Raw genomic sequence first — 24,803 nt, 5'->3', positions numbered from 1 at the left:
ATCACGTTCATGGGGAAAATCATCCTTCCACACCAATCCTATGCTTTCGATGACATCAAAGGGGGAAATTGGGCCGAATCTGAGCCCTATTTTGCGGATTCCCTCCGATTCTGCCAAGATTGGTTGTGTGGGCAAACCTCCTTTGAACTGAAAACATCCGGCTCAACGGGCACTCCAAAAACCATTCGGGTGCAGCGAACCCAAATGGAGGTTTCCGCAAGAGCGACTCTGGGTTTTTTCCAGATTGCAGCCCACGCTCGCCTGCTTTGCTGCCTCAATACTGCCATGGTCGCAGGTAAGATGATGCTCGTAAGGGGCATGCTTTGGGATGCGGATATCTACTTGGTCAATCCGACCGCTGACCCGTTTTCCGACAATAAACTTCCCCAAAGATTCGATTTTGTAGCGATGGTACCGCTCCAGGTAGAAACTTGCCTCAACAACCCAAAGGGGCTCCAAAAACTGCAGGGAATAAAACACCTCCTAATCGGTGGCGCGGGGCTTTCTCCCACACTTTTTGATAAAATCAAAGAACAAAAACTCAACGCATACCAAAGTTTTGGCATGACGGAAACGGTATCGCATTTTGCCCTGGCCAAAATCGAAGGCGAAAATCTTTTGTACCGCACACTTCCCGGAGTCAAGATCGGTACCGATGACTCTGGAAAGCTGTGGGTTAAGGCTCCGATGGCAATTGAACCCCTGCTCCAGACCAATGATTTGGTAGAGATGGTTGATGAGGATAGTTTTTTTTGGAAAGGCAGGGCCGATTTCACAATCAATTCGGGGGGCGTCAAAATCCAGCCAGAAATCCTGGAATCCCAAATCCAGCCTTACATCCAATCAGTCATCGGTGAGATTTCATTCTTCATCGGAGGAAAGGACGATGCAAGGCTCGGACAGAAAACAGTTTTGGTATTAGAAACGGATCAAATCAGCGATTCGCAAACAGAATCCCTCCTAAGTCTGTTTCAAAGAAACATCCCGAAATACCAGTTGCCTAAAGAAATATTCTGTCTCCGGGAATTTGTCAGAACAAGCTCGGGGAAAATCAACCGCGTCAAAACATTGGAAAAAACACTATGAAAACCGTCTTCATACTTCTTCTACTCATGCTTCATTGGGTTCCACAGCAAAATTCGGCCAAGCTTACCGTAAAGGTCACCGGATTCAAAAACGACAAAGGAGTGGTCCGCGCATTGCTTTTCAACAGTGAAAATGGATTTCCCGAAGCAACCGAAAAAGCCATAAGGAGTGCATCGGTGAAAATCAATGGCACCCAAGCCGAGTTTGAATTTGAAAATTTGCCTCCAGGGCGGTTTGCGATATCCCTTTTTCACGATTCACAAAATTCGGGAAAACTAAGGACGAATCTGGTCGGAATCCCCCGCGATGGCTACGGCTTCTCGAATAATTCGATGGGGACCTTTGGCCCACCTAGTTTCAAGGACGCATCATTTCAAATAACCGCTGGTCAAAATACCCATATCATCAAGCTCAGGCACTGAATATCTTGGTCGCGTCTAATCACCACCATGATTCTCCTAGATTATCCCTATGTCTCGGATTTTCTCCTTGACACTATCTCGAAGTTTGAATTACCAGTCATTGCTACCAAAAACGCGCTTGAACTAGCCAGCGGGAGGAAAGTGAGCTGGATTTCCGAATCGGAAGCGCTTGAAATCCTCCAAAAGGATCCGCATCATCCTGTCTATACCAACTCGGAAAACAGCGTCCAATGGATCAAGGAACACCTTCCCAACAGTAGCCTGTACGACACGGTGCATGTATTCAAAAACAAGTTCGAATTCCGACGCTTGGTCGCAGATGCCTATCCCGAAATTTTTTTTCAAGCAGTGGCATTGGAGCAACTGGATCAAATCGAGCCAAAAAATCTGGTTTTCCCACTGATTATGAAGCCATCGGTTGGTTTTTTCAGCTTGGGTATACAAAGAATAGATCGGGCTTCGGAATGGGAAAAGTCCGTTGAAAACCTTAAATCCGACATCTCAAAATTCAAATCCCTCTACCCGACTGCAGTGGTAGACAGTTCGCAAATCCTACTGGAGAGCTATATCGAGGGCGATGAGTATGCGTTTGACTGCTATTTCAACAAGGACGGCAATCCCGTTTTATTGAACATCCTCCACCATACCTTTTCATCCGCAGATGACGTAAGCGATCGGCTGTACAGCAGCTGTCCTTCACTCATCACCCAAATGCACAAGCCGATCATGGATTTCCTTGAAATGTTGGGTAGTAAGATCAGCCTTCGAAATGTTCCGCTGCACATAGAAATTAGGAAAAAAGGCGGAAAAATCTATCCCATCGAAGTAAATCCACTGCGATTCGGCGGCTTCTGTACCACCGCGGATTTGACTTGGTATGCCTACGGCATCAATTCCTACGTGAGTTTCCTACAAGGAATTAAACCGGATTGGGAAAATATCCTCCCGCCCCGAACTGACAAAATCTTTAGCTTGATTCTATTGGACAACCAAGCCAACATCGATCCGCAAGAGTTCGACCATTTTGACTACGAGGCATTGCTAGGGGATTTTGAAAAACCATTGCACCTCCGCAAAGTACCCTTTGACAAATTCGGCGTCTTCGGGTTTCTTTTTACCGAAACAAGGATGGAAAATAAAAAAGAACTGGACGCCATCCTGTATTCGGATCTAACGAAATACATCAAACTCTGCGATCGGCCACATTAATCCTATATAAGCAGAAAGCAAGGCGCCGACGTTCTATTTCCTAAGCCGTAGGATTTCTGATTTCAAGTCCAGGATCATCGTCGATATCTCATCCAAGGTGGCCGGCTTTGTTTTATCTTTTGGATTGGGGAAATCTGTGCTGATAAATGCCTTAGCCTCCCAGACCTCCAACACATCCTCGCCCCTGACGTCATAGGGTTTGTAGTGTTCGTTGTCCGAGACCAAAAACAGCTTGCCGTTTTCTTCCAAATAATTGAACACCCGCTTGTAGACCACTCCCTCTGTGGCTGTCACGAGGACATAAGTCTTCCCGCTTTTGATATCCTTCAGTTGCTCTACATAGGCACCGATGACTATCGTACCCGGGACAAGTGGCAGCATGCTGTCGCCACTGAGTTCAAAAGCACGATAAGTCGCATTGGAAGCCAATGTAGGCAAGTGGAACTGCGGCAATGTCTCCACATATTCCGGGTCCGCAAAGCCGTTGAGATAGCCTGCTGAGGCCTTTTGCCCGACCATGCTGATATTTTCGCGATCCTTCCGGTCTACCGTCACGGCGAGGACTTTGATGTCTTTGGCTTGGGAAGCCCTTCTGCCAAACTGCTCGATATCATGGTTGATCAGCTCGTCGATACTGACGATAAAAAGCCCCGAAATCACCGCCAAGGTGGCAAGCTTAGGCTCGGAACGCCCATCCTCGTAGGCGGAAATCATCGTACGCTGCAGGCCCAACTTGTCTGCCAAATCGGTCTGGGTCATGCCGGCTTGGGTACGGAGAAAGCGGATGTTCTTAGCTAGTATCATGGCTTTGGAATTTAGGCCGAAAACAAAAGGAAGTCGTGGTCGTCCCGGATGTTGTTTTTCAAAGAAAATGGATTGAGCCCCGAAAAGGCCATCCTGCGCTTTTCCAGCCTTTCCTGAATCTCTGCGATGATTTCACCAACCGGTTTGGGTTCACTGACAAGCAAGTAGCCGTACTGCGGCCGCCTTTCATCTTCGATAAAAAATTTGACCTGACAATTGCCGGAAGGAAGCTCCTTTTGTGTCACGCTGATGTTGTTGATCGTTTCCATATCCCCTGTGATTTGACAAAGGCTAATGTCGGAATGTTATTTTTATTAACCAATACATGTTGGTATAATTAACATGATCATGACAGAGGATGTCGGGGAAGGAAGGATTTTAAGATTGGAAGATTGGTTTCAAGGGTAGAAGGTTGGAAAGTTAAAAGGTTTTGAGGGTTCAAAGGTCTGGAAGTTGAAAGTTAGAAGGTTGAAAGGTTGGGTTTTGAATAGGATTTCATAGTCCAATCACAAAGTCCCGAAAATTACCGCGGTGGATGACTTTGGTGTCGGCATGTGGGGGCTTCTGGAAGCAACAACGCAACTTTTTTGGAATATGGTCTACGCAGGTAGCTACTCACGGGGATAACCGACGTCCTGGGTGGGCTGACCTTTTGTGTTTTTGTTCTGAATGGAATTAGTTGAAGACTATCAGTCAGCGTTTTTTTCCTTGAAAACTATTTAAAAAAGTACCGAAATAGCTTGAACACCAGAAACAGGATCAAGGCAACCCAGAAAAAAATCCCGGAAGCTAAAATGAAAACGTGAAGGCTACCAAATCCCTCCCAGAACGATTCTCCCTCTATAAATTTCTCATTGACGACCTCATGAAATCCATTATCCCCCAGTTCAACTGAATCAGGCAAAATGACTTCGAGGGAATCGGAGACAATGTTTTCTTGAGCAAAGGTGGATTTGTAGGGAAAAAGGAAAAGGAAAAGAAATAGGTAAAAGTGCATGTGGGTAGATTTCATAGCAATGGCTTTAGGTTTTGCTTTAAAAATAGCTTAAATCCATTTCAAACGAAATGAATGTTTGAAAATAGATTCCTCCTCCGTACTATTGACAGAATTGATGTCATAAAGACAATGTTCAACCCCTTTGGGGTTGGGAACCAAACTACAAAATCATTTTGAAACCCCGGGTTGAAACCCGGGGCTATTCAAGGTTCAACCCCCGTTGGGGGTTTGCAACCGCTGTGATTTCCTCTCTGTAAATGCCAAATTTTAAAAGCTCGGAATGACAAAGAAAGGCATTCGCCTCAAAAAGCGCCTTTTCTAACGCCTGCTCGGTCCAAAATATCCGTTGAGTCAAAAAAGTCCGGCTCTTCAAACTTTCAAACGTTTTAATTTTTTTAACCTTTCAACCGAATTTTTCAATCTTTCAATCTTCAAATTTCAAAATCCCCTACCGAAACTTCCCCTTCAGCGCAGCCAATTTCGCTGCAAAGTCTCCTTGGGATTCAGGCGTCTCTTTCGATTTTTTCTCCACAGGTTTTTGTTTGCCGCGCTCCGCAAATGGATCGGATTTCATGCTCAGGCCAATTCGCTTCCGTGGGATATCGACTTCCATCACGGTGACCTGGACCTTTTGGTTGACCGAAACGACGGCCGCCGGGTCGCTGACATAGCGGTCGGACAAATGGCTGAGGTGCACCAAACCATCCTGGTGCACACCGATATCGACAAATGCCCCAAACTTGGTGATGTTGGTAATGATGCCCGGCAACTTCATGCCGACCTTCAGGTCCGACATCTCGTTGACGCCATCCTGGAATTGGAATACCTCAAAGACTTCCCGCGGGTCACGGCCCGGTTTGGAGAGTTCGGACATGATATCCTGCAGCGTCGGCAGACCGACAATCTCAGAGACATAGTTTTTAAGGACGATCTTCTCCCGCAATTCCTCCGAAGTCATCAAGTCTGCTACCTTGACGCCAAGATCCTTTGCCATCTTCTCCACCAAGTCATACCGCTCTGGATGTACAGCGGAGGCATCCAGCGGATGTTTGGCATTTCGAATTCTTAAAAAGCCCGCCGCCTGCTCAAATGCCTTATCGCCCAAACGGGGCACTTTTCGGATCTCTGCCCTGCTTTTAAACGGGCCGTTTTCGGTGCGGTACTGCACGATGTTTTGGGCGAGCACGGGGCCAAGGCCAGACACATAGGTCAGCAATTGTTTGGAAGCTGTATTGACCTCCACGCCGACGCCGTTGACACAACTCATGACGGTATCGTCCAGGGAGTTTTTCAAGGCTGATTGATCGACATCGTGTTGGTATTGGCCGACGCCGATGGACTTTGGATCGATCTTGACGAGCTCGGCCAAGGGGTCCATCAATCTACGTCCAATGGAAACAGCACCGCGAACCGTCAAATCATAATCGGGGAATTCTTCCCTTGCCACCTCCGAAGCCGAATAGATCGATGCGCCGCTCTCGTTGACCATGGTGACGATGATATTCTTGGGCAGTCCGAGCGATTTCACAAAAGCCTCGGTTTCCCTGCTTGCAGTACCGTTACCGATGGCGATTGCCTCAACTTTATGGGTTTCCACCAAGTGCCTGATAGTCGCGCCAGCTTCGGCGGTTCGCTTTTGGGGTTCGTTGGGAAAAATGGTATCGTAGCTCAGCAGTTGTCCCTGTGGTCCAAGGCAAACGGTCTTACAGCCTGTCCGAAATCCCGGATCAATGGCCAAAACCGATTTCTCTCCGAGTGGCGCTGCCAAGAGCAACTGACGGAGGTTTTCCGCGAAGACACGAATGGCTTCCTCGTCTGCCTTTTTCTTCGTGAAAAGCCTTACCTCGGTCTCCATTGAGGGTTTGAGCAGTCTTTTGTAACAATCCTTGATGGCCAATCTGACCTGCTCGACAGACGAATTTGCGGCCCCGGTGAGGACCATTTTCTCCATCAATAAAGTCGCCGACAGCTCGTCCGGACAGGAATCCAGCATCAGAAATAGCTCCTTCTCCCCTCTTCGCATCGCCAACACCCGATGGGAGGGTGCGCTCTTGATCGGCTCCTTCCAATCAAAATAATCCTTGTATTTGATCGCTTCTTCCTCTTTACCTGGTATGACTTTGGACACAAAAACCCCTTCATTGATGAACAAATCACGCATTTTCTTTCGCAGTTCCGCGTTTTCGTTGATCCATTCGGCGATGATATCGCGGGCGCCCTGCAAGGCTTCCTCCACTGAATTGACCTCTTTGGCTTCATCGATGTACTTTGCCGCTTCGGCCTCGACATCCTTCAATTCTTGCCCGAAGACCAATTCCGCCAAAGGCTCCAATCCTTTTTCCCGTGCCACGGTGGCTTTTGTCCTGCGCTTTGGTTTGTAAGGCAAATACAAGTCCTCCAACACTGCCATCGTCTCGGCCGCGAGGATCTGCTTTTCCAGTTCCGGCGTCAGTTTGCCTTGTTCCTGTATGGATTTGAGGACGGCTTCCCTCCTTTTGTCCAAATCACGCAGCTGCTGTACCCTGTCCCTGATTGTAGCCACCTGCACCTCGTCCAAGCTGCCGGTAACTTCCTTCCGATACCTCGAAATGAAGGGAACGGTGGCACCTTCGTCCAGCAACTCAACTGTATCCGTGACTTGCTTGACTTTGATGCCCAATTCTTGGGCTACGATTAGGAAATGGTTGGTGTTCATGTTTCACTGAAATTTGGAGCCGCAAAGTAAGCAGTATTGGAAAAATCAACCGTCCATTTTGAAAAAAATCCGGCACTGAAGATGACAACCCAGTGGCGGTCAAAGCAAAAAAAAAGCCCCGGGAGATTCCCAGGGCCAATCTTTAAGATCAAACGAGCTGTACTTATTGCTGCAAACGGACGATCAAACCTCCTGTAAACCCAAACTGGACAATCGGAGACCAACCTGTGACGCCGACCGCCGTGCCGCCTCCCGGGCTCCACCAAAGGCTGGCGCCGGAGCTGATGATAGGAAACATCAAATTGGCCTGTAGCCTGATGCCGATTCTCTCAGATGCATAGTATTTCACACCGCCTTGGAATCCTACAGAAAATCGCGTTTGCGATCTGTAGTCACCATTTGGGAATGCCAATGTTCCTGTACCCAATTTACCACCGGTGAAGAAAGTAGCTTTTTCACTTACGGGAAAAAGTCTGTTTGCACCGATCATTGCATAGTGGATTTGTGTCCTCGTATCCACATTTGCCGCCCCAGGTATTCTATTTGTCCAAGCCCGGGTAGCCATATAGCTATACGACAACTCGATTTCAACGAAGCTATTGGGAGAAAATCCAAGATTACCTCCCCAGTTTTGGCCATCCTCCAACTGCGCACGTCCGCCACCCACGTTGAATCCTGCTGGAAATGTATAACCTGTAATTGGTGTAATCTCTACGCTTTGGGCCTTAGCCAATAATGCAAAAGATGAAAATAATAGAAGAGAAAGTAACGATTTTTTCATAGTAAATAGTTGTGAATTGAGTAATGCTTAGATGACAAATTTAGATGTAAATATCAAAATGAAAGAGGTCAGGAAACTAAATTTTCGGGTTTTTTCATTGAATCATGACAAAGTTTTTCCGATTGTGAAACTAATCACAAATCATTCTTTTTGAGTTCCCTATATTCGACCAAATTTATTGCCCGATACAACATATTTGCGATATGAAAATCAAGACAATCCTAATTGCATTGGCCCTCATTGCTGGCCTTTCTGTTTGGTTTCTTTATTTTACAGGAAAAGGGAAATCGATCAAAAAAAGAGCGCGTCTCGAACTCATCGGCATGGGTATCATCGGCACCAAAAACGAACCCAAGACCGAGGTGGCTGATTTTGACTTTTCCGGAAGACTATTGGACAAAGACGGCAACCAAGTCGAAATCTCACAGTTCCAAGGAAAAACCCTGTTCATAAACATCTGGGCTTCTTGGTGTGGGCCATGTAGAATCGAAATGCCTTACATCCAGAGCCTTTATGACAAAATAAAAGAGCGGGGCGATATTGAATTCCTGATGGTCGCCACGGACAAAGATTTCTCGAAAAGCCTTCAATTTGTAGAGACAAAGGAATTTACCTTCCCGGTCTACCATGCCTTCGAAGGTCTAAATTCCTCGATGTTTACCAAGACCATCCCGGTCACCATCATCGTGAATCCGGAAGGAAAAGTCGTGTATTACCTCAATGGCACCAATAATTTCGATACAGACCATTTCAGGGAGTTCTTAATAGGTGTGAAGTAGCGCCTGAATTGTTACTTTTTTTCGGAAAAAGCGACGTGTTTTGATAGGAAGGGTATTAGGAAATTAGCCAAAATCGGCGCAACGACAACAGTCGTTTGTTCAGTTTAGACGAAAGACCAGGCCAACATTGATGCTGAATGGCACTATCGGTGTCCATCCGCTGACATTGGTACCAGTGCTTGGATTCCACCAAAGACTCCCTCCAGCACTGACAATGGGTAACAATAGATTTCCCTGCAACTTCGCACCAACACGATCGGAAAAAAGATATTTCACACCACCCTGCATCCCAAAGGTGAATTTGGTAAGGTTGGGACTTGGCCCGTCGGAAAAGATCAAGGAAGAAAAGCCTACTTTGACCCCGGGATAGAAAGCGACTTTTTGTGACACCCAAATCAACTTGTTGGCGCCGGCCATAATGAAATGCAGCCGAGCCTTGCTGACCGCATCATTTTGCAAATAAGCCGAGCTTGCCCTGGCAGTAGTTGGCAGATATGTATAGGACAATTCCCATTCGATACGGTCCTGAGGTGCATAGGAAGCGGAAATTCCAAAATTGGCATTTCCCTCGATTTTGGCAGTGCCACCCGTGATATCGAAACTGGATGGAAAGGTATAGCCGCTGAATGGGCTGATTTCAAAGGTTTGGCAAAACCCATTTGCGGTATAAGCCAACATGATTGGTAAAAACAGAATGAACCTGAAACCTTTTGACATCATGAATCCCGTTTTGGTCAACTTTCTTTAGAAAAAGTAGTCATTTTGGTCAAGTTAAACAAACTTGAACAGGCAAATCCAAACGTATTTAACCAATCTCAAAAATGCGAAAAGTGTCCAATATCACAGTTCCTCCAAAAGACAAGCGCTAGATTTGTGGGACCAAAATTCAAAGGATGAAAATCGACTGGAAAAAAGAACTCAAGAGTTGGGGATTGATGCTTTCGATCTTCGCGTTTCTGTATTTCACTGGGCTGATCACACCCATCATGGGCGGCATCCAGTCGCTGCTGCTGGCTACCGGCATCAAAAAGCCAAAAATCGAACTGGTCAATAAGGAAAACCAAGAGTTTGACTACCGCGGCCGATTCGTTGACATGGAAGGCAATCCGGTGAACTTGGAATCCTATCGTGGAAAGACGGTATTCATCAACCTTTGGGCGACATGGTGTCCACCTTGCCGGGCTGAGATGCCGCATATTTCCGAGATGTACAAAAAAGTGAAAGACACACCTGACCTTGAGTTTTTGATGATAGCACTGGACAAGGATTTTGGGAAAAGCAAAAAATACATCAGCGACAAGGGATTCACGTTTCCCGTGGTCCACGCCGCTTACGGCCTCAATGAATCCCTACAAAGCGAGGCCATCCCCACTACCCTTGTCGTCAATCCCGATGGTGAAATCATCTTTTACCAAGAAGGCATGAGTAATTTCGATACGGAAGAATTCAGGGACTTTTTGACGAACCCGAAAAACAAAGTTGCTGAAAATTAAGGCGTTGAGTTTTTGCCTTGTCGCAGCGAAACCTAATCTATAATCTTTTCGTTGATGCTGGTATTTCACACAAAAACCAACATCTATGAAAAAGAGACTTTTGATTCTGTTGTTTTGTTTTGGGCTATCGGCCCTTGGTTTTGCACAGGAAACCGCCGAGCCCACTGTTTTCGACTACGCAAAGACCAAGCACGAACTGTCGCTGGATATCGCGCCGATTATCGACGGAAGCTACCCTACAAATCTTCTGTACCGAAGACACTATGTGAGCAAAAAAGGGAAAAACGTGGCGCTAAGGCTAGGCGGATCGATTGGAGCGAATGTAGGGCAGTTTGAAAATAACTCTCCCGGCGGCAATGTCCAAGACCTAAATGGGCAATCCTTTCAGGTCTATATCGGGAAAGAATGGCAAAAAACCTTTCATCCACGAATCATCGGATACTATGGTACTGACCTGTCTTTTGGCTATGGGCGTTCATTCAATGAGTTTACTCCAAATGATCCAAATCAATTGCCAACAACCAGACGGACAACAAGCGCCAACATCGGTGGCACTGCATTCCTAGGTATGCGATATCACCTATCCAAACACTTCTCTATATCGGCCGAAACCTCCGGCACGATCAATTATACCAATATGACAATCTATGATTTTCGAGATACACAGACTTCCTCTGGAGAGCAGACCATTCAAAACAACAACCTCGGCCTGTTTTTGTCTCCCCTCCGTGCCATCCGTTTTTCATTCCATTTCTAAATAATCCTTGACCTGACCGGTCAGCGCACAAAGACTTCTTGCAGATTCGGGTTTTATTCTGGAATTTTTGGTTCCAATCCCTAGAAACCCATCCGCATGAAGTCTTTGCCTTTTTCAGCCAAATCCTCGACACCAAAACGGGAATTTCCCCGCCAAGAAAGTGAAACCCCAAAACTGTATCCCCATGCTTGACACCATCATCATCGGCGGCGGGTTTTCGGGCATCGCCGCCGCGAAGTTGCTTCACAAAAAAGGCCTTTCTTTCAAGGTACTCGAGGCCCGCGACCGCATAGGCGGTCGGGTACATACCAAGCATTTCTCCGAGGAACTTTACCTTGATTTGGGTGGTCAGTGGATTGGGCCGGGACAGGACCGGATGTACCAACTTTGCGCGGAACTCGCCGTGCCCTATTTCGAGACGTACAATTCGGGCTATCACATGCTGGATTTTGGCGGGAAAGTGAAAAAGTTCAAAGGCCTGATCCCAAAACTGGACCTGATTTCCTTGATCAATCTCGACTTGGTGCTCAAAAAGATGGAAAACCTGGCCAAATCCATCGACCTGCAACAGCCTTGGACCCATCCAAAAGCAAGCTACTACGACAGCGTTTCTTTGGCTTTTTTCCTGGAGGAAAATTGCAAAACCAAAGCCAGCCGGAATTTGGTCAAGCTTGCCATGGAGACAGTGCTTGCCTGCGAACTCAACGAGGTTTCGCTGCTTCACGCCCTATTCTACATCAAGTCCGGCCGCGACCTCAACACCCTCATCAACATCGAAAACGGCGCCCAACAGCACCGCATCGTGGGCGGTATGCAAACCCTGATTGAGCGGATGGCGGAGCCATTCAGGAAAGAAATCCTGTTCGAGCATCCTGTTCAAAGTATATATCAAGAAAAAGAGTCGGTGAAGGTAATCGCCCAAGGTTTTGAGTATGCCGCCAAAACAGCCATTGTCGCGATTCCCCCTCCCCTTGCCGCCAACATCACATTCGATCCTCCGCTGCCCCTGGAAAAGCGCCAAGTCATGGACCGGATTGCCATGGGCATCGTCATCAAATGCTTCATGATCTATGAAAAGGCTTTTTGGAGAAAAGAGGATTTCAGCGGTCAAGCCTTTGCGGACGAGCATTCACCATTCCAAAGCATGTTTGACAGCTCTCCAAAAGACGGCAGCTACGGCATCATCCTGGGTTTCTGCATCGGGGATCGGGCCAAGGCTTTTCTCCAAAAAGACAAAACCCACCGACAAGCAGTGATGCAGCAGGTCCTTGTGCGGTACTTTGGGGAAAAGGCCAACAATCCCATCCAATACGTGGACCATACCATGTCTGAGGAAACCTGGAGCAAAGGCTGCTATGCGGGTTTGTACCCGACAGGGGCCTGGACAGGATTCAGGGACAGCTACAAAAAACCACTTGGCAATGTTTTCTGGGCAGGTACCGAAGCATCGGAAAAATGGTACGGCTATATCGAGGGCGCTGTCTTGGCTGGGGAAAAAGCGGCAAGGATGGTAGCGGATTGGGGAAAAGGCGGATAAAAGTCGATAGTCAATAGACCATAGACCATGGCAGGGGAAATGGGATGCGGAAGTTTTTGGAGGATTTCCAGCCTTTGTTTTTTTGAAGAAGAAAAACGTCTAATTTAGGATTCACGTTTTTTGCACATCCAGCTATGCCTACAAAAGCCCTTTTGCTTGTTTTCCTTATTGGATTTCCGATCCTCGCATCAGCACAATCCTACAAGAAATCCATCCGGGAGTTCCAAAAAGAACTGGATGAAAGCTATGCAAACCCCGAAGAATCGCCGCTTCCGCCAGAAGAAATTGAGGGATTTAAAGGGCTACCATTTTTCCCGGTTGATGAAAAATACCGCGTCACCGCCAAGTTTGAGCGCCTTCCATCCTCCAATCCCCTACGCATGCACACCAGCGACAATAGGCTACGGGCCTTCGATCGGTATGCCAAAGCCGCGTTTACGCTTGATGGGAAGGAATATACATTGATACTTTACCGCGATAGGAGTTCCAAGCAAAAGGAAGAATCCAAAAACAGCCTTTTCCTACCTTTTACCGACCAAAGCAACGGCACGGGAACATATGGAGGCGGCAGGTACATTGACCTGGAGATTCCGGAAGGCGATACGATTGTCATCGACTTCAACAAAGCCTACAACCCATATTGCGCTTACAGCGACCGGTACTCCTGCCCCATTCCGCCAAAGGAAAATGACTTACCAATCGCCATCCTGGCTGGGGTGAAATATTGAGCTCGGCAATTCGCGAGTAAGCTGGATTTACCGAGCATTGTTTAAAAGACAAAACAAATTTGCATATCGAATACCTGTTATTGTAAAAAATATTTTACTGTCAACATGGTCTATTCAGAAGAAATTATTATGTTTAAAAAATTTTGGTAGCGAAAAAACATCAAAAGTCAAGAATTTACCAAAGTTTATACGGCTGTAGTCAGTTACAAATAAACCCACACTTGGAGTCTTTTACAGAGACTCCTTTTTTTATGCCCAATTTTTAAACCAGTTTTTTGAATATTTACATTAATTATGAAAAAATAGATTATTTTTTGAACCTGTTTTTTGATTTTTCACAAAATTGTCGGAATCATGAATCAATTTGAAGCGATATGCCTACATTCCTGAAATAAATTTTCGAAAAATGGCCAAAAAAAAGACCAAACACCGATTAGAATCGATATCTGGTCTTCTTTCAGAATAAAATTCCGTTTTTTATTTTGAAGAAATTAAATATTTCGAATGGGATCGGAATCACTTGGCTTTTGTACCGAATGCCTTTTCCAAATATTGGTTTCTCATTTACATCCTCAGATTCTGCATTTCGAGTTGTGGCGCAAATGGCTGCTCGTAGTAGCGCTTGCCCGTAGCCTTGTAGAGCGAATTGGCGACGGCTGCGAAAACCGGAGGAAAAAGAGGTTCGCCCAGACCTGTAGGATCTTCGTTGTTTTCCACAAAATGTACCTCGATTTTCTTTGGAGCCTCTCCGATTCGAATCATGCGGTATTTGTCAAAGTTCCGCTTGGAGGGCGCACCATTATCGAAGGTCAATTCCCCAAAGAACGCATTTCCGATCCCATCGACCACTGCGCCTTCACCCATATTCCTCGCAGCATCCGGATTGATGACTATCCCACAATCCACCGCGGCGTATACCGATTCGACTACCGGTTGATTGTCCTTGATGACGGTGTCGACTACCTCGGCAACATAGGAATTGTGGCAAAAATAGGCGGAAACACCCCTATGGGTATTCGCGGGGGTGGAGTCCCAGCCTGATTTCTCCCGTACCAACTTCAGTACACCGGCGTAGCGCTCCGGGTCATAGTCGTTTCTTTCGCCAACAGGATTGGTTTTGGCCCTTTCCAAAAGCTCCAACCTGAAATCAATCGGGTCCTTGCCCATTTCCTCCGCCAACTCATCCAAGAAGGATTGCTCTGCACTGGCGATAAAATTGGACCTCGGAGCCCTGAATGCTCCGATTGTGATATTTGATGGAATTGCCCAGCCTTCCGCCAGATAATTGTCCACAGCACCTGCAGGGAATCTGTTTGGCGCGATCGGCGTCTCAGGGATACCGCCTGCCTTCACATGGATGGCAGTCAGGTTGCCTTTTTCATCCAATGCCGCCCTGTAGGTAGCCGTATAGGTTGGACGATAGATGCCATAGGTCATGTCATCTTCGCGGGTATAGACCATCTTAACCGGGGCGCCTACCGTCTGGGAAATGACGGCTGCCTCTACCATGTGGTGACCGTAGGCACGTTGCCCAAAGCCCCCACCCATACGGGCGAGGTTGATCTGGATTTTCTCCTTTGGCAATCCCAATCGGTGTACCAATGCCTGCATGATGGATTCAGGCGCCTGGGTCGGACCATAAATCACTGCCTTGTCTGCTGTCACATGGGCAAAGCAGTTGACTGGTTCCATGCAATTGTGGGCAAGGAAAGGGGCTGTATAGGTTCTTTCCAGCACCTTTGCAGCTTTTTTGAAAGCCTCCTCTGGATTGCCATCGCGCCGTAGGATATTGCCGGGTTTCTTTGAAAATTCCTCCATTTTGGCCAAATGCCCAGGCGTATTTTCAAGTCCCGCAGGAACTTTCACGGTGGACTTGTTGCCACCAAAGCCAGTCATGACAAAGGAACGCTCCGGGGCTACTTCCCAATCGACTTTCAGTTGCCTTTTGGCCTGTAGGACCTCCCAGGTCGAATTGCCGACGATCGCCACCAACTCAGGGTGCGTGGTCGTATCAAAAAAGTTTTGCTCATAATCATCCTTGTGTACTTGAAAGCTGAACACATCACGGATACCAGGCATGGAATTGACAGACGTAGCGTCAAAGGACTTCACCTTCATCCCAAACGCGGGCGGATGGACAATCATGGCTACCAGCATGCCCTCTACCTTATGGTCAAGTGCAAATAGCGGCTTCCCAGTCACAATTTCCTTTCCTGAGACATTTTTTCGAGATGTCCCAATGATGCTGAAATCCTTGATTTCTTTCAGCGTTACTTCCTCCGGTACTTCAAGGGTGGCCGCCAAGGAAGCCATTTCACCGTAACCTGCTTTTTTCCCACTGGGTTTATGGTGAATGACACCCGCGGCGGTCGTAATCTCGGCGGCAGGTACGTTCCAGGTTTGGGCAGCGGCATTGATCAGCATCTGACGCGCCGTGGCACCTGCAGTACGGAGCGGTTTCCAGCCTTGACGAATGCCTTGGCTGCCCCCCGTAAACTGACGCTCATAGCGCTCCGGGTAAAAATCCGCTTGCTCGACGAAGACATTTTTCCAATCGACATCCAACTCGTCCGCCAAGATCATCGGCATCGAAGTCTTCACATTGGAGCCGAATTCGGGATTGGGAGAAAACAAGGTAACGGCGCCGTTTTCACCAATTTTGATATAGGAATTGAGTTCAAACCACTCCTTGGGCATCTCCAATACTTCTTCCGGTGTGGGTTTGCAACCGGCCAGCCAACTGAAGCTAAGCACCATTCCCCCACCTGCCAAGGCTGAGGCCTTCAAAAAGGACCGCCTGTTCATGCTTGTTGTTGCGATTTTCATAGTCAAAAACGGTTAGGATGGTTAATCAAGATTTAGCAGCAGTTTTGATAGCAGCTTTGATTCGGGTGTAGGTTCCACACCGGCAGATATTACCGTTCATGGCGTTGTCGATATCCTCATCGCTTGGTTTCGGATTATTGGCGAGGAGCGCAGCAGCAGACATGATCTGTCCCGCTTGACAATAGCCGCATTGGGGCACATCGTGCTCAAGCCAAGCTTTTTGTACGGGATGGTCACCGGTTTCGGATAATCCTTCGATGGTGGTAATTTTGGAACCTCCCACGCTCGAAACCGGCATGATGCATGATCTCACGGCATTGCCATCCAAATGGATGGTGCAGGCGCCACAAGCAGCAACTCCGCAGCCATACTTGGTGCCCACAAGGTCTAGGTGATCACGCAAAACCCACAGGACGGGAGTGGCAGGATCGACGTCCACCTGCATGCTCTTCCCGTTGATATTGAGATTGAAAATGGCCATAATGACTTTATTTAAAGGATAAAATTAACATTTCTGAAATTCAATAGCTTACGAAATTCAAACAGATGATTGCGTTATCGAAACAATTTCGACTGCGCCTATCAAATCATGCATTTGAAAGCTGATGGATAAAGGGTTGTTCGTAAAGCCGTCTTCCGGTCGCCCTGTAAAGTGCATTGGCCAAAGCCGCAAAGACCGGGGGATATCCGGGTTCGCCAAGCCCCGTTGGGTCCACATGACTTTCCACGAAGTGGGTTTCGATCACCTTCGGGGCTTCACTCATCCGAATCATCCGATAACGGTCAAAATTGGACCTATCAGGCGCACCATCTACAAATTTCAACTCGCCAAATAGGGCTGTGCCGATACCATCCACTACGCATCCCTCGCAAAGGTTTTTGGCTGCATCGGGGTTGATCAGTAATCCACAATCCACCGCCTGAACCACCTTTTCAACTACCACTTTTCCGTTTTCGATTTTCAAATCCAACACATGTGCTGCATAGCTGTTGTGGCAGAAGTAGGCTGAAACCCCGCGGGAAATCCCGGCTTGAGTTTGTCCCCAGTTGGATTTGGTCTTGAGCAATTCCAGTACTCCGATAAACCGATCTGCATCGTAGTCGTTGTTTTTGCCCACGGGATTTTCTTTTGCTTTCTTTAAAAGTTCCAAGCGAAAATCGAGAGGGTCCTTCCCTGCCGCTTCTGCCACTTCATCCAAGAAAGACTGCTCAGCAGCTGCGATAAAATTGGAACGAGGAGCACGAAAAGAGCCGACTGTGATGTTGGAGGATACTGTCCATTCTTCCGCCAGGTAATTGTCAACAGCTCCGGCGGGAAATCGATCGGCATAGAGCGGGGGCTCGACCAAACCACCGGCATTTACATGGAAACCGATAAGCTTGTTGTCCTTGTCCAAAGCGGCACGGTAGGTCGCTTGGTACATAGGACGATAGATTCCCCCGGTCATGTCATCTTCCCGGGAATAGATCAGCTTGACGGGCGCATTGACTTTCTGGGAAATCACAGCCGCCTCGATCAGCCAATGTGCATAGGAACGGCGACCATAGCCACCGCCCAATCGGGTCATTTCAATGTTGATATTTTCGATAGGTATTCCCAGTCGGGTTGAAAGTGCCTGTTCGGTTAACTCCGGTTTTTGAAGCGGTCCGGCACAATCGACCCGATCTCCCTGCACATGGGCAAAGAAATTCATCGGCTCCATGCAATTGTGTGCCAAAAACGGTCCTCGGTAGGTTTGTTCTATGACCTTGGCTGCTGAGGCAAAAGCGGCCTCAGGATTCCCGTCTTTGCGGACGGTTCGGGCTATTTTGGCTGATTCGGCCATTTTTTGAAGTTGCTGCTCGTGGTTTTCCAGGCCTCCGGGGATAGTTCGGAGTTCCTTTCTCCCATTCCAATCCCGCTTTTCTTCATAGGTAGCAAACTCCTCCCATTCCGCTTTCAAGGCCTTTTTGGCACTCATCACTTCCCAGGTGGAATTGCCCACGATGGCCACCAAATCGGTGAAACTCGTTGTGTCGAAAAAAGTGCGTTCGTACTCGTCCTGATGGGATTTGATCTGGAAAATATCCCGGATTCCCGGCATGGCCCGCGCAGCAGAATCGTCAAATGACTTTAGTCGCAATCCATGCGCCGGAGGATGCACGATCATGGCGATGAGCATTCCCTCTTTTTTGTAGTCGATCCCGAAAAGTGGTTTTCCGGTTAGGATATTTTTGGCCTCCACATTTTTGTGGGATTTGCCTATCAGCCTGAATTGGGAGATCTCCTTCAAAGGAACCTCTTCCGGTACGGGCAAGGTAGCAGCCAAAGAAGCCATTTCTCCGAAATGGGCTTTTTTTCCGCTGGCTTTGTGCACTAAAAATCCGGGTTCGGTGGTGATTTCCGAAGCAGCAACCTTCCAGCTTTGTGCAGCAGCTTGGATCAACAAATATCGGGCAGTGGCCCCTGCGGTACGGAGTGCTTTCCAACCCATCCGAATGGCCTGACTTCCTCCGATAAACTGACGGGTAAAATTATCTGTGTCAAGTGGAGCTTGTTCTACCACCACATTTTTCCAATCTGCATCCAATTCCTCTGCCACGATCAAAGGCATGGAAGTCTTGATGTTTTGCCCTCCCTCGGGATTGGGGGACATGATAGTAATCAGCCCATTTTCACCGATTTTGATAAAACCGTTGAGTCTAAACCACTCTTTGGGCAGGCCAATTACTTCTTCCGAATTGGGCTTGCATCCCGCCAGCCAGTTGAAGCTAAGGATCAATCCTCCTCCCGCCAAAGCAGAGACTTTGAGGAAGGAGCGGCGGTTGAGTTTTTCTTTGGCACTAGTCATATTTTTGAATGATTTAGCCTGATTCGATTTATTTTTTCGAAACGGAGCCTTCAAGATAGGCAATAATTCCTATTGATCTATAAACGCCGTCTCGGGTGCTCTGACCCCGAGAAATTTGAATTTCTCAATTTCAGCCCGTATTTCATTCAATTCAGCATCAGTAAATTTCACATTCAAGGCCCCTAGGTTTTCGGCCAGATGTTGTGGACTGATGGTTCCCGGAATGGGTACGATAAACGGCTTTTGTGCCAAAAGCCAAGCCAATGAAAACTGAACCATGGTAATTCCTTTCTTCTGAGACCAGTCCCTGACCACTCTCAGGAAAGGCATGTTTTGAGCAAAACCTTCTGCCGAGAAAAACGGAAGCTGAGAGCGGCGGTCTTGACTGTCAAATCGACTGTACTCATTGAAACGTCCAGCCAAAAATGAGCGATGGGTGGGTCCCCAAGGGACAAAACCAACTCCAAGCTCCTCGCAGGTTTCAAGGATTTGGTTTTCTACTACGCGCTCAGCAAGGTTGTACTCTGACTGTAAAGCTGCTACTGGAAGTTCTGCATGAGCTTTTCTCAGTGTCTCGGGAGAAACCTCAGACAATCCCCAATGCTTTACTTTGCCTGCTGCGATTAAGTCTTTCACTGCTCCCGCAACTTCCTCAACGGGAACATTTGGATCCATTCGGTGCAGGTAATATAGGTCTATGGTTTCCAGACGCAGCCTTTTGAGGGAACCGTCGATCACTTTTTTGATGGATTCGGGTGTGGCATTTCGTCCCATTCTTCGGCCGTTTTGAATTTCAAATCCAAATTTGGAAGCGATGGTGATTTTTCCCTTGAAAGGTTTCAAGGCTTCTCCAACCAATTCCTCACTGCCATAGGGACCGTATACTTCAGCGGTATCAAAGAAGGTTACTCCCAGTTCCACTGCCTTACGAAGGTGGGCGATCATTTCATCTTTCGGAGGTGTAGGATTATAAGTTCCTGCCACCATACTCATACAGCCCAGACCGATTCCGGTTACTTCCAAGGGACCGAGTTTACGGGTAGGGAGTGTGGATAGATTACTATTTGGTGACTGGATAAAAGCTGTTTTATCTTCTCCTGAAGCCAATACGGTACCAGATGAAAGGACTAATCCTGCACCTGCCAAAGCTGCGTTTTTAAAAAAATCGCGTCGGTTGATTTCCGTTACCTTTTTCATATTTTTTGCGGTTATAACTTTTTGTGTCCAAGTGAGTGTCTTTACTCACTTGATTTAATGTTTATTGCGGTTAGTGGCGACACTAATCGAAACAGAAGAAGTGTCCACCCGGTTGGGTTACTTAATAGTTCCGAATTTTCGGATCATGCCGTCACCTTTGCTGATAAGGTATAGTTCGCCTTCGTTATCCTCTGCAATCCTGATGTCCAGGCGTCCACCACCAGCAACAGCACTCCTTCCCGGAAGTCCTTCTGGTCGACCACCTCTCTTCCGATAAGTCTCTTCTGATATCTCCCTTAACTTGGTCTTTAATTCAATTAAGGGTGCAAGTGTGAGCGGGTTGTCGTCGTCTGCTGCCAGTACTTCTTTCATATTGGCATACCAAAGATGGCCGGTGGTGATGTCACCAAAGACCAGGGTTCCTTGCAAAGTTGGATGGCTTTTTCCCCGATAAACGAATCCGTTCGCAATCGCATCGCCTCCAGTGGGATTGTGAGGATATGCTAGTACAGGATAGGTAGGTTTTACGGTACCAAGCGTATCTTTGTCAGAAAGCAGGATTGGGATAATATCCTTAGTGGGAAGCGGTCCCATTCCGTTATTTTCTGACATACTCTGGGTACCTTCTCGAAGAGGGTAACCATAATTTGCTCCCTTTTTGATGATCATTACAGTCTCCCAGCTTATCAGACCGATGTTAAAGGCAAGTAATATCGGTTCACGGGGCTGCTTTGGGTCGATATACCAAGTAAGGCGGTGAGGATTTCGCAGACCGTATGCCCATATTTCTTTTCTGGCACCTTCCTGCGAGAAGAAAGGGTTATCATTTGGGATTCGGTATCTGCCATTTTCACTGACGGTGCTGGTGGTTTGGTGCTCGCTCAGCATAGGAATGATTCGAAGAATCTTTCCTTGGTAGGTGTCCAGCCTTTGGGCGTGCATACGCATTGGCCCTGGCCGCTCTCCCGTACCTGCATCTCCAATTCCGAGGTACATCACTCGCCAGTCCGGGTCGCCTGGACGGGCCGCCGGATTGAACGTGATTTCATTGAGTGGATGAAAAAGTCCAGGCACATATAGTCTAAAAACTTCGCGGGCCGTTCCCTCGAAAGTTGTGTTTCCGATATCCCGATCTGTCCACTCCACGATCACTAACTCTCGTGCGAATCGGGCATCCGGAGCCGCTGTTACTTTCGCTAGTGCTTCTGTGGTGGTGTAGCCTTCCAGGTTAAGTCCAGGTACAACGCCCGTCTTTGGTATTGCACTCCCTTCCGGGGCACCGGTATTCTCCATGTGAAGGGTGTAGATGATGCCGTTTTTCGAATACTCGGGGTCAAAAACGAAATTCATCATTCCTGCTGCATATCCTCGCTCGGCGGTAAAGTTCGGAAACAAGCTGGCGAAATTAAGGTACGTGGTTAATTGCTTTGTCTGTTTGTCGAGAATGTAAAGCGGACCGGTTAAGTCGTTGATAAAAAACCTTTGTTTGTCCCCAGGTTCATCAATCATAATACTGCCTCGGGCCAAAACCCCAGAAACGCGATCGGCCGACATGTCTCCGGTGATAGGCAATTCGAAATAATCCTCCAGCTCAAGGGTAATTTCTTTGCTGGCAAGGGAATTAGAAACAGTGGGCAAAGCCACAGTTTTAGAGGATGCCAAGGATCTGACATACCCTACAACATTTCTGATTTGTTCGTCTGAAAGACTCCCAGCAAGGGATGGCATCATCCCCGCAGGAATGCCTTCTTTGAGTACCTTGAAAATCTCGGCATCGGTCGAACCGTGATCCCAAACTTCATCTGTAAGATCCGGTGGCTGCTTTCCGCCCCTCTCGGTGATAATTGAAATCTCGAAACCTGCTTTGACAGCTCCCTGGCCTTTATTTCCATGACAATTTGCGCAATAGAGTTCGTAAATGCGCTTCCCCTCTGCCAAAGCTTGGGGAGAAGTCTGCGACCGAACAGGTGTGGAAATGATGGTAATAAGTAAAAGCGCTTTCACTAATACGTGGATGATTTTCATGCCTATTTATTTAAAGTTTAAAACTCATTCGTTATTATCTTTATTCTTTGATACCATATTCCTCATCACTTACTTTTTGTAACCAAATGGTTGGCCCTTTCTGGGCTGGAGTAGTCGCGATATAGGTAAGTCCACTCAGTGGAGTTGCTCCGTGCCAGTGTTCAACTCCAGGTTGGCAGATTACGATATCACCCTTGCGAACCGTAAGTTTTGGCTTTCCTTTTTCCTGATAATACCCTGTACCATTCGTGATTAGAAGTACTTGGCCAGCTGGATGGCTATGCCAGTTTAATCGGGCACCTGGCTCGTATGCAACTTCTGAAATACCAAAAGTGAACACGCTGTCACTTTGAACCAATTGGCTTCGCCATACCACTCCGACATGATTTACGTTGGGTGCCTGTTCGCCCTTTGGGAAGATGGTAACATCCTGTCCTAATGTATCTGTTAAAGCAGCAGCCAACATTAAGGTTATAAATACGAGTAGTTTCATAATTTTCAATGATTTATTGTTGTTCAGATTAAATGCCTCCACGTAGTTGTAAACGTTCTCTTTGTTTAAATGCCTTTTCAATCACATTAAATCTCGCTTTGCGGGGATCGGGTTGGCTGGCGACATCTCCATTCAAATCGACATTCAAGATCTCTTCTTTTTGAAGTTTATATTGAGGCCAGGTAGGAAGATTGGCTCCATTGGGATTGCCTGTTTTGGCAAAATTTGTCCAATAATTATTCATGATCCTCGCCAGTTCTTTTTCCTCACGAGTTGCTTCGCCATTTGCTCCCCAGCGGGCATTTAGGGTATTGAACGCAAAAGCGATATCCGAACCGTGACCAGCACCATAGGGTGACCGCTGTCTGTTTGCGACTGGAACATATCCAAATTGAAACATGTAAACAGGCTGGCTTTTTTCCGCAAATTCCCTGGCTGTCATCCGTGCAGGCTCGCCCCAAACCCAGTCCGTGTTGAACTTGGTCAGGACCTCCGCAAATTCTTTGGTTCCATCCGGATCGAAGGCCGCTTTTGCTTCAGTTGCAAGATCTCCGAACAAGGAAAAGAGTTCCTCTTTGTTCGTGCTGTTATTGACAAATGGCCCTCCATTTTCAGCACTGCAATTCCCGATCATTAGCGGAACAAGTGCCTGCCTTCCTGCCAGATAGGCGGTTTCGGCTGTTTCTACAACCAATTTGCCATCGAGGATTGGGCCTGAGTAGGTTCGGTTACCCAGACTGTCTGCCTCCTGTCCGCCATCCACGATTGCTTCCACAGGCAAGGCCCGAAGTTTTGCCAAAGCAGCCTGATCTGTTCCATTGATTTGATGCCTTTTGGCAAAGTTGATCCCGATGGTTTCTGCCGAGATCGCGTATAGGGCATCCGCATTCTCTTTGTCGATCGGCCTTCCTGTCAATACGCCGTCACGTCCTCCACCGGAATGGCTGATCGCTTTATGGAAAAGACCTTTGGCCGCAGGGATGCTCAAAAGTGAATGCACCGATACGCCACCTGCCGAAAAACCGAAAATGGTCACGTTATCAGGATTTCCCCCGAAGGCAGAGATGTTTTCCTGAACCCACTTGAGGGCAGCGATTTGATCCATGTAGGCGTAACTGCCCTTCATTTCTTCCGAATGTTCTTGGCTTAATGCTGGAAATGCAAAGTGTCCAAGGCGTCCCAATCTGTAATTGATCGTGGCTAAAATAACTCCCTGCTTCGCAAATGCATCTCCCGCCGAGCCTGGACCCGAACCGCTACCACCAGTGAATCCGCCTCCGTGAATCCAGACCATCACCGGTAATTTCGAGTCTTTCATTGCGTTGGCAGGAGTCCACACATTTAGGTAAAGGCAATCTTCAGAGATAACTGCTGTAGAACCTTGCCAAGTTCGCTGCGGGCAATCCGCGCAATACTTCGTAGCATCTCTCACTCCCTCCCAAGCTTTGACTGGCTGTGGCGGTCTCCATCGGAATTCTCCGACTGGTGGCGCCGCAAAGGGAATCCCTTTGAAGCTGGAAACACCTTCTTCAATTACTCCTTGGATTTTACCGGATTTGGTTTGAACCAAGGGGCCTTGTCCAAAAGAGGTGAAGGACAGTATGGCCAATATGCTTAAGAGGAAAATCTTTTTCATGAAATTCAGTTGGGGGTTGTCTACTTCTCGAGCTGATGCGTATCACGCACGCTGCTGAAGGTCAAGGCTAGCATTTTCCACGCTGAACCTTCTTTTTGGTACACTTCAGTCACAGTAAATTCGACCTTGGCGTCATTTCCACGAACTACCGACTCGAGTGTAATCCGATTCCAGACGATGGCCGTATTTCCTACTATTTCCACAGCAGTATCGTGAACAGTTGCTTTCTTGTACCAAATGCTACCGGTTTCGATGATTTCGAGTTCTCTAGGTGTCGTCCAGGTGCCGCTCATGTGGACAAACTTTGCCTGAGGATGAAACAAAGGAGTGAGTTTGGCGATGTCCTTATCTGCCATCCACTGCCACTTGTCCATGGATAGTTTTTTGATTTCCTGCTCGGTTGAAGATTGGGCAAACGAGAGGTTTGCGCTTAATAGTAACAGGGCAAATACGAAGAGTTGCTTTTTCATGGGTTTTTTAATTTCTCAAAGATCCTTCGATTCACGA

General features: G+C 47.4%; 22 protein-coding genes. 8 read left to right on the top strand and 14 right to left on the bottom strand.

Translation table 11 applies throughout. The features are described 5' to 3' along the window. The first annotated feature begins 9 nt into the window (after positions 1-9). Genes L0U89_RS11080 through L0U89_RS11070 form a run of 3 tightly spaced genes read left to right on the top strand, consistent with a single transcriptional unit; the run spans position 10 to position 2,717 of the window. On the top strand, positions 10-1,086 hold the full coding sequence (locus L0U89_RS11080) for an AMP-binding protein (protein ID WP_234861583.1): 1,077 nt from the start codon (positions 10-12) through the stop codon (positions 1,084-1,086). Then, complete coding sequence (locus L0U89_RS11075) at positions 1,083-1,508, top strand: DUF2141 domain-containing protein (protein WP_234861582.1); 426 nt, start codon at positions 1,083-1,085, stop codon at positions 1,506-1,508. Before L0U89_RS11080 ends, L0U89_RS11075 begins: the two co-directional genes overlap by 4 nt. Positions 1,509-1,535: 27 nt before the next feature. Continuing rightward, positions 1,536-2,717, top strand: coding sequence for an ATP-grasp domain-containing protein (locus L0U89_RS11070; protein ID WP_234861581.1), 1,182 nt, complete (start codon positions 1,536-1,538; stop codon positions 2,715-2,717). Between the two features lie 33 nt (positions 2,718-2,750). Here the strand turns inward: L0U89_RS11070 and L0U89_RS11065 are convergent, their stop codons facing one another. From L0U89_RS11065 to L0U89_RS11045, 5 genes are all read right to left on the bottom strand, one after another. Next, the gene (locus L0U89_RS11065) at positions 2,751-3,521 is read right to left on the bottom strand and encodes an XRE family transcriptional regulator (protein WP_234861580.1); all 771 of its coding nucleotides are present in this window, start codon (positions 3,519-3,521) and stop codon (positions 2,751-2,753) included. 11 nt (positions 3,522-3,532) lie between these two features. Beyond that, complete coding sequence (locus L0U89_RS11060) at positions 3,533-3,790, bottom strand: hypothetical protein (RefSeq protein WP_234861579.1); 258 nt, start codon at positions 3,788-3,790, stop codon at positions 3,533-3,535. A gap of 446 nt (positions 3,791-4,236) precedes the next feature. Next, positions 4,237-4,533: a hypothetical protein gene (locus tag L0U89_RS11055; RefSeq protein ID WP_234861578.1), complete on the bottom strand. Its 297-nt coding sequence runs from the start codon at positions 4,531-4,533 to the stop codon at positions 4,237-4,239. 433 nt (positions 4,534-4,966) lie between these two features. Next, the gene (locus L0U89_RS11050; RefSeq protein WP_234861577.1) at positions 4,967-7,213 is read right to left on the bottom strand and encodes a Tex family protein; all 2,247 of its coding nucleotides are present in this window, start codon (positions 7,211-7,213) and stop codon (positions 4,967-4,969) included. A 163-nt stretch (positions 7,214-7,376) separates the two neighbouring features. Then, positions 7,377-7,994: an outer membrane beta-barrel protein gene (locus L0U89_RS11045; RefSeq protein ID WP_234861576.1), complete on the bottom strand. Its 618-nt coding sequence runs from the start codon at positions 7,992-7,994 to the stop codon at positions 7,377-7,379. A 203-nt stretch (positions 7,995-8,197) separates the two neighbouring features. Between L0U89_RS11045 and L0U89_RS11040 the strand changes: the two genes are divergently transcribed. Further along, on the top strand, positions 8,198-8,773 hold the full coding sequence (locus tag L0U89_RS11040) for a TlpA family protein disulfide reductase (protein ID WP_234861575.1): 576 nt from the start codon (positions 8,198-8,200) through the stop codon (positions 8,771-8,773). A gap of 99 nt (positions 8,774-8,872) precedes the next feature. On the opposite strand, the gene L0U89_RS11035 is transcribed toward L0U89_RS11040, so the two are convergent. Next, positions 8,873-9,493, bottom strand: coding sequence for a hypothetical protein (locus L0U89_RS11035; RefSeq protein WP_234861574.1), 621 nt, complete (start codon positions 9,491-9,493; stop codon positions 8,873-8,875). Positions 9,494-9,666: 173 nt separating this feature from the next. Between L0U89_RS11035 and L0U89_RS11030 the strand changes: the two genes are divergently transcribed. The 4 genes from L0U89_RS11030 to L0U89_RS11015 all read left to right on the top strand — a co-directional run bounded on the left by L0U89_RS11030 (position 9,667) and on the right by L0U89_RS11015 (position 13,288). Continuing rightward, a complete protein-coding gene (locus L0U89_RS11030) occupies positions 9,667-10,266 on the top strand; it encodes a TlpA family protein disulfide reductase (protein WP_234861573.1) in 600 nt (199 codons plus the stop codon). Between the two features lie 85 nt (positions 10,267-10,351). Next, positions 10,352-11,023 (top strand): hypothetical protein, encoded by a 672-nt coding sequence (locus tag L0U89_RS11025; RefSeq protein ID WP_234861572.1) that lies wholly within the window; start codon positions 10,352-10,354, stop codon positions 11,021-11,023. A 184-nt stretch (positions 11,024-11,207) separates the two neighbouring features. Beyond that, positions 11,208-12,560 (top strand): flavin monoamine oxidase family protein, encoded by a 1,353-nt coding sequence (locus L0U89_RS11020; RefSeq protein WP_234861571.1) that lies wholly within the window; start codon positions 11,208-11,210, stop codon positions 12,558-12,560. Between the two features lie 134 nt (positions 12,561-12,694). Continuing rightward, positions 12,695-13,288, top strand: coding sequence for a DUF1684 domain-containing protein (locus L0U89_RS11015; RefSeq protein ID WP_234861570.1), 594 nt, complete (start codon positions 12,695-12,697; stop codon positions 13,286-13,288). A 564-nt stretch (positions 13,289-13,852) separates the two neighbouring features. Here the strand turns inward: L0U89_RS11015 and L0U89_RS11010 are convergent. The 8 genes from L0U89_RS11010 to L0U89_RS10975 form a co-directional block, all read right to left on the bottom strand. Next, complete coding sequence (locus L0U89_RS11010) at positions 13,853-16,114, bottom strand: molybdopterin cofactor-binding domain-containing protein (protein ID WP_234861569.1); 2,262 nt, start codon at positions 16,112-16,114, stop codon at positions 13,853-13,855. Positions 16,115-16,139: 25 nt separating this feature from the next. Next, positions 16,140-16,595: a (2Fe-2S)-binding protein gene (locus L0U89_RS11005; protein WP_255777881.1), complete on the bottom strand. Its 456-nt coding sequence runs from the start codon at positions 16,593-16,595 to the stop codon at positions 16,140-16,142. 106 nt (positions 16,596-16,701) lie between these two features. Beyond that, positions 16,702-18,945 (bottom strand): xanthine dehydrogenase family protein molybdopterin-binding subunit, encoded by a 2,244-nt coding sequence (locus tag L0U89_RS11000; protein WP_234861568.1) that lies wholly within the window; start codon positions 18,943-18,945, stop codon positions 16,702-16,704. Positions 18,946-19,014: 69 nt separating this feature from the next. Beyond that, positions 19,015-20,142: an aldo/keto reductase gene (locus L0U89_RS10995; protein WP_234861567.1), complete on the bottom strand. Its 1,128-nt coding sequence runs from the start codon at positions 20,140-20,142 to the stop codon at positions 19,015-19,017. 117 nt (positions 20,143-20,259) lie between these two features. Then, positions 20,260-22,167, bottom strand: a complete 1,908-nt coding sequence (locus L0U89_RS10990) for a PQQ-dependent sugar dehydrogenase (RefSeq protein WP_234861566.1) — start codon at positions 22,165-22,167, stop codon at positions 20,260-20,262. Positions 22,168-22,207: 40 nt separating this feature from the next. Further along, entirely contained in the window at positions 22,208-22,660 is a 453-nt protein-coding gene (locus L0U89_RS10985) for a cupin domain-containing protein (protein WP_234861565.1), read from the bottom strand. Between the two features lie 28 nt (positions 22,661-22,688). Beyond that, positions 22,689-24,296: a carboxylesterase/lipase family protein gene (locus tag L0U89_RS10980; protein WP_234861564.1), complete on the bottom strand. Its 1,608-nt coding sequence runs from the start codon at positions 24,294-24,296 to the stop codon at positions 22,689-22,691. Between the two features lie 20 nt (positions 24,297-24,316). Continuing rightward, positions 24,317-24,766: a nuclear transport factor 2 family protein gene (locus L0U89_RS10975; protein WP_234861563.1), complete on the bottom strand. Its 450-nt coding sequence runs from the start codon at positions 24,764-24,766 to the stop codon at positions 24,317-24,319. Positions 24,767-24,803: the final 37 nt, after the last annotated feature.

Origin of the sequence: Mariniradius sediminis (assembly GCF_021491425.1) — a bacterium.
In the GTDB taxonomy this organism is placed as follows: Bacteria; Bacteroidota; Bacteroidia; order Cytophagales; family Cyclobacteriaceae; genus Mariniradius; species Mariniradius saccharolyticus.
The sequence above is the reverse complement of the archived record's forward strand: the minus strand, read 5'-3'. Positions and strand labels throughout refer to the sequence as shown.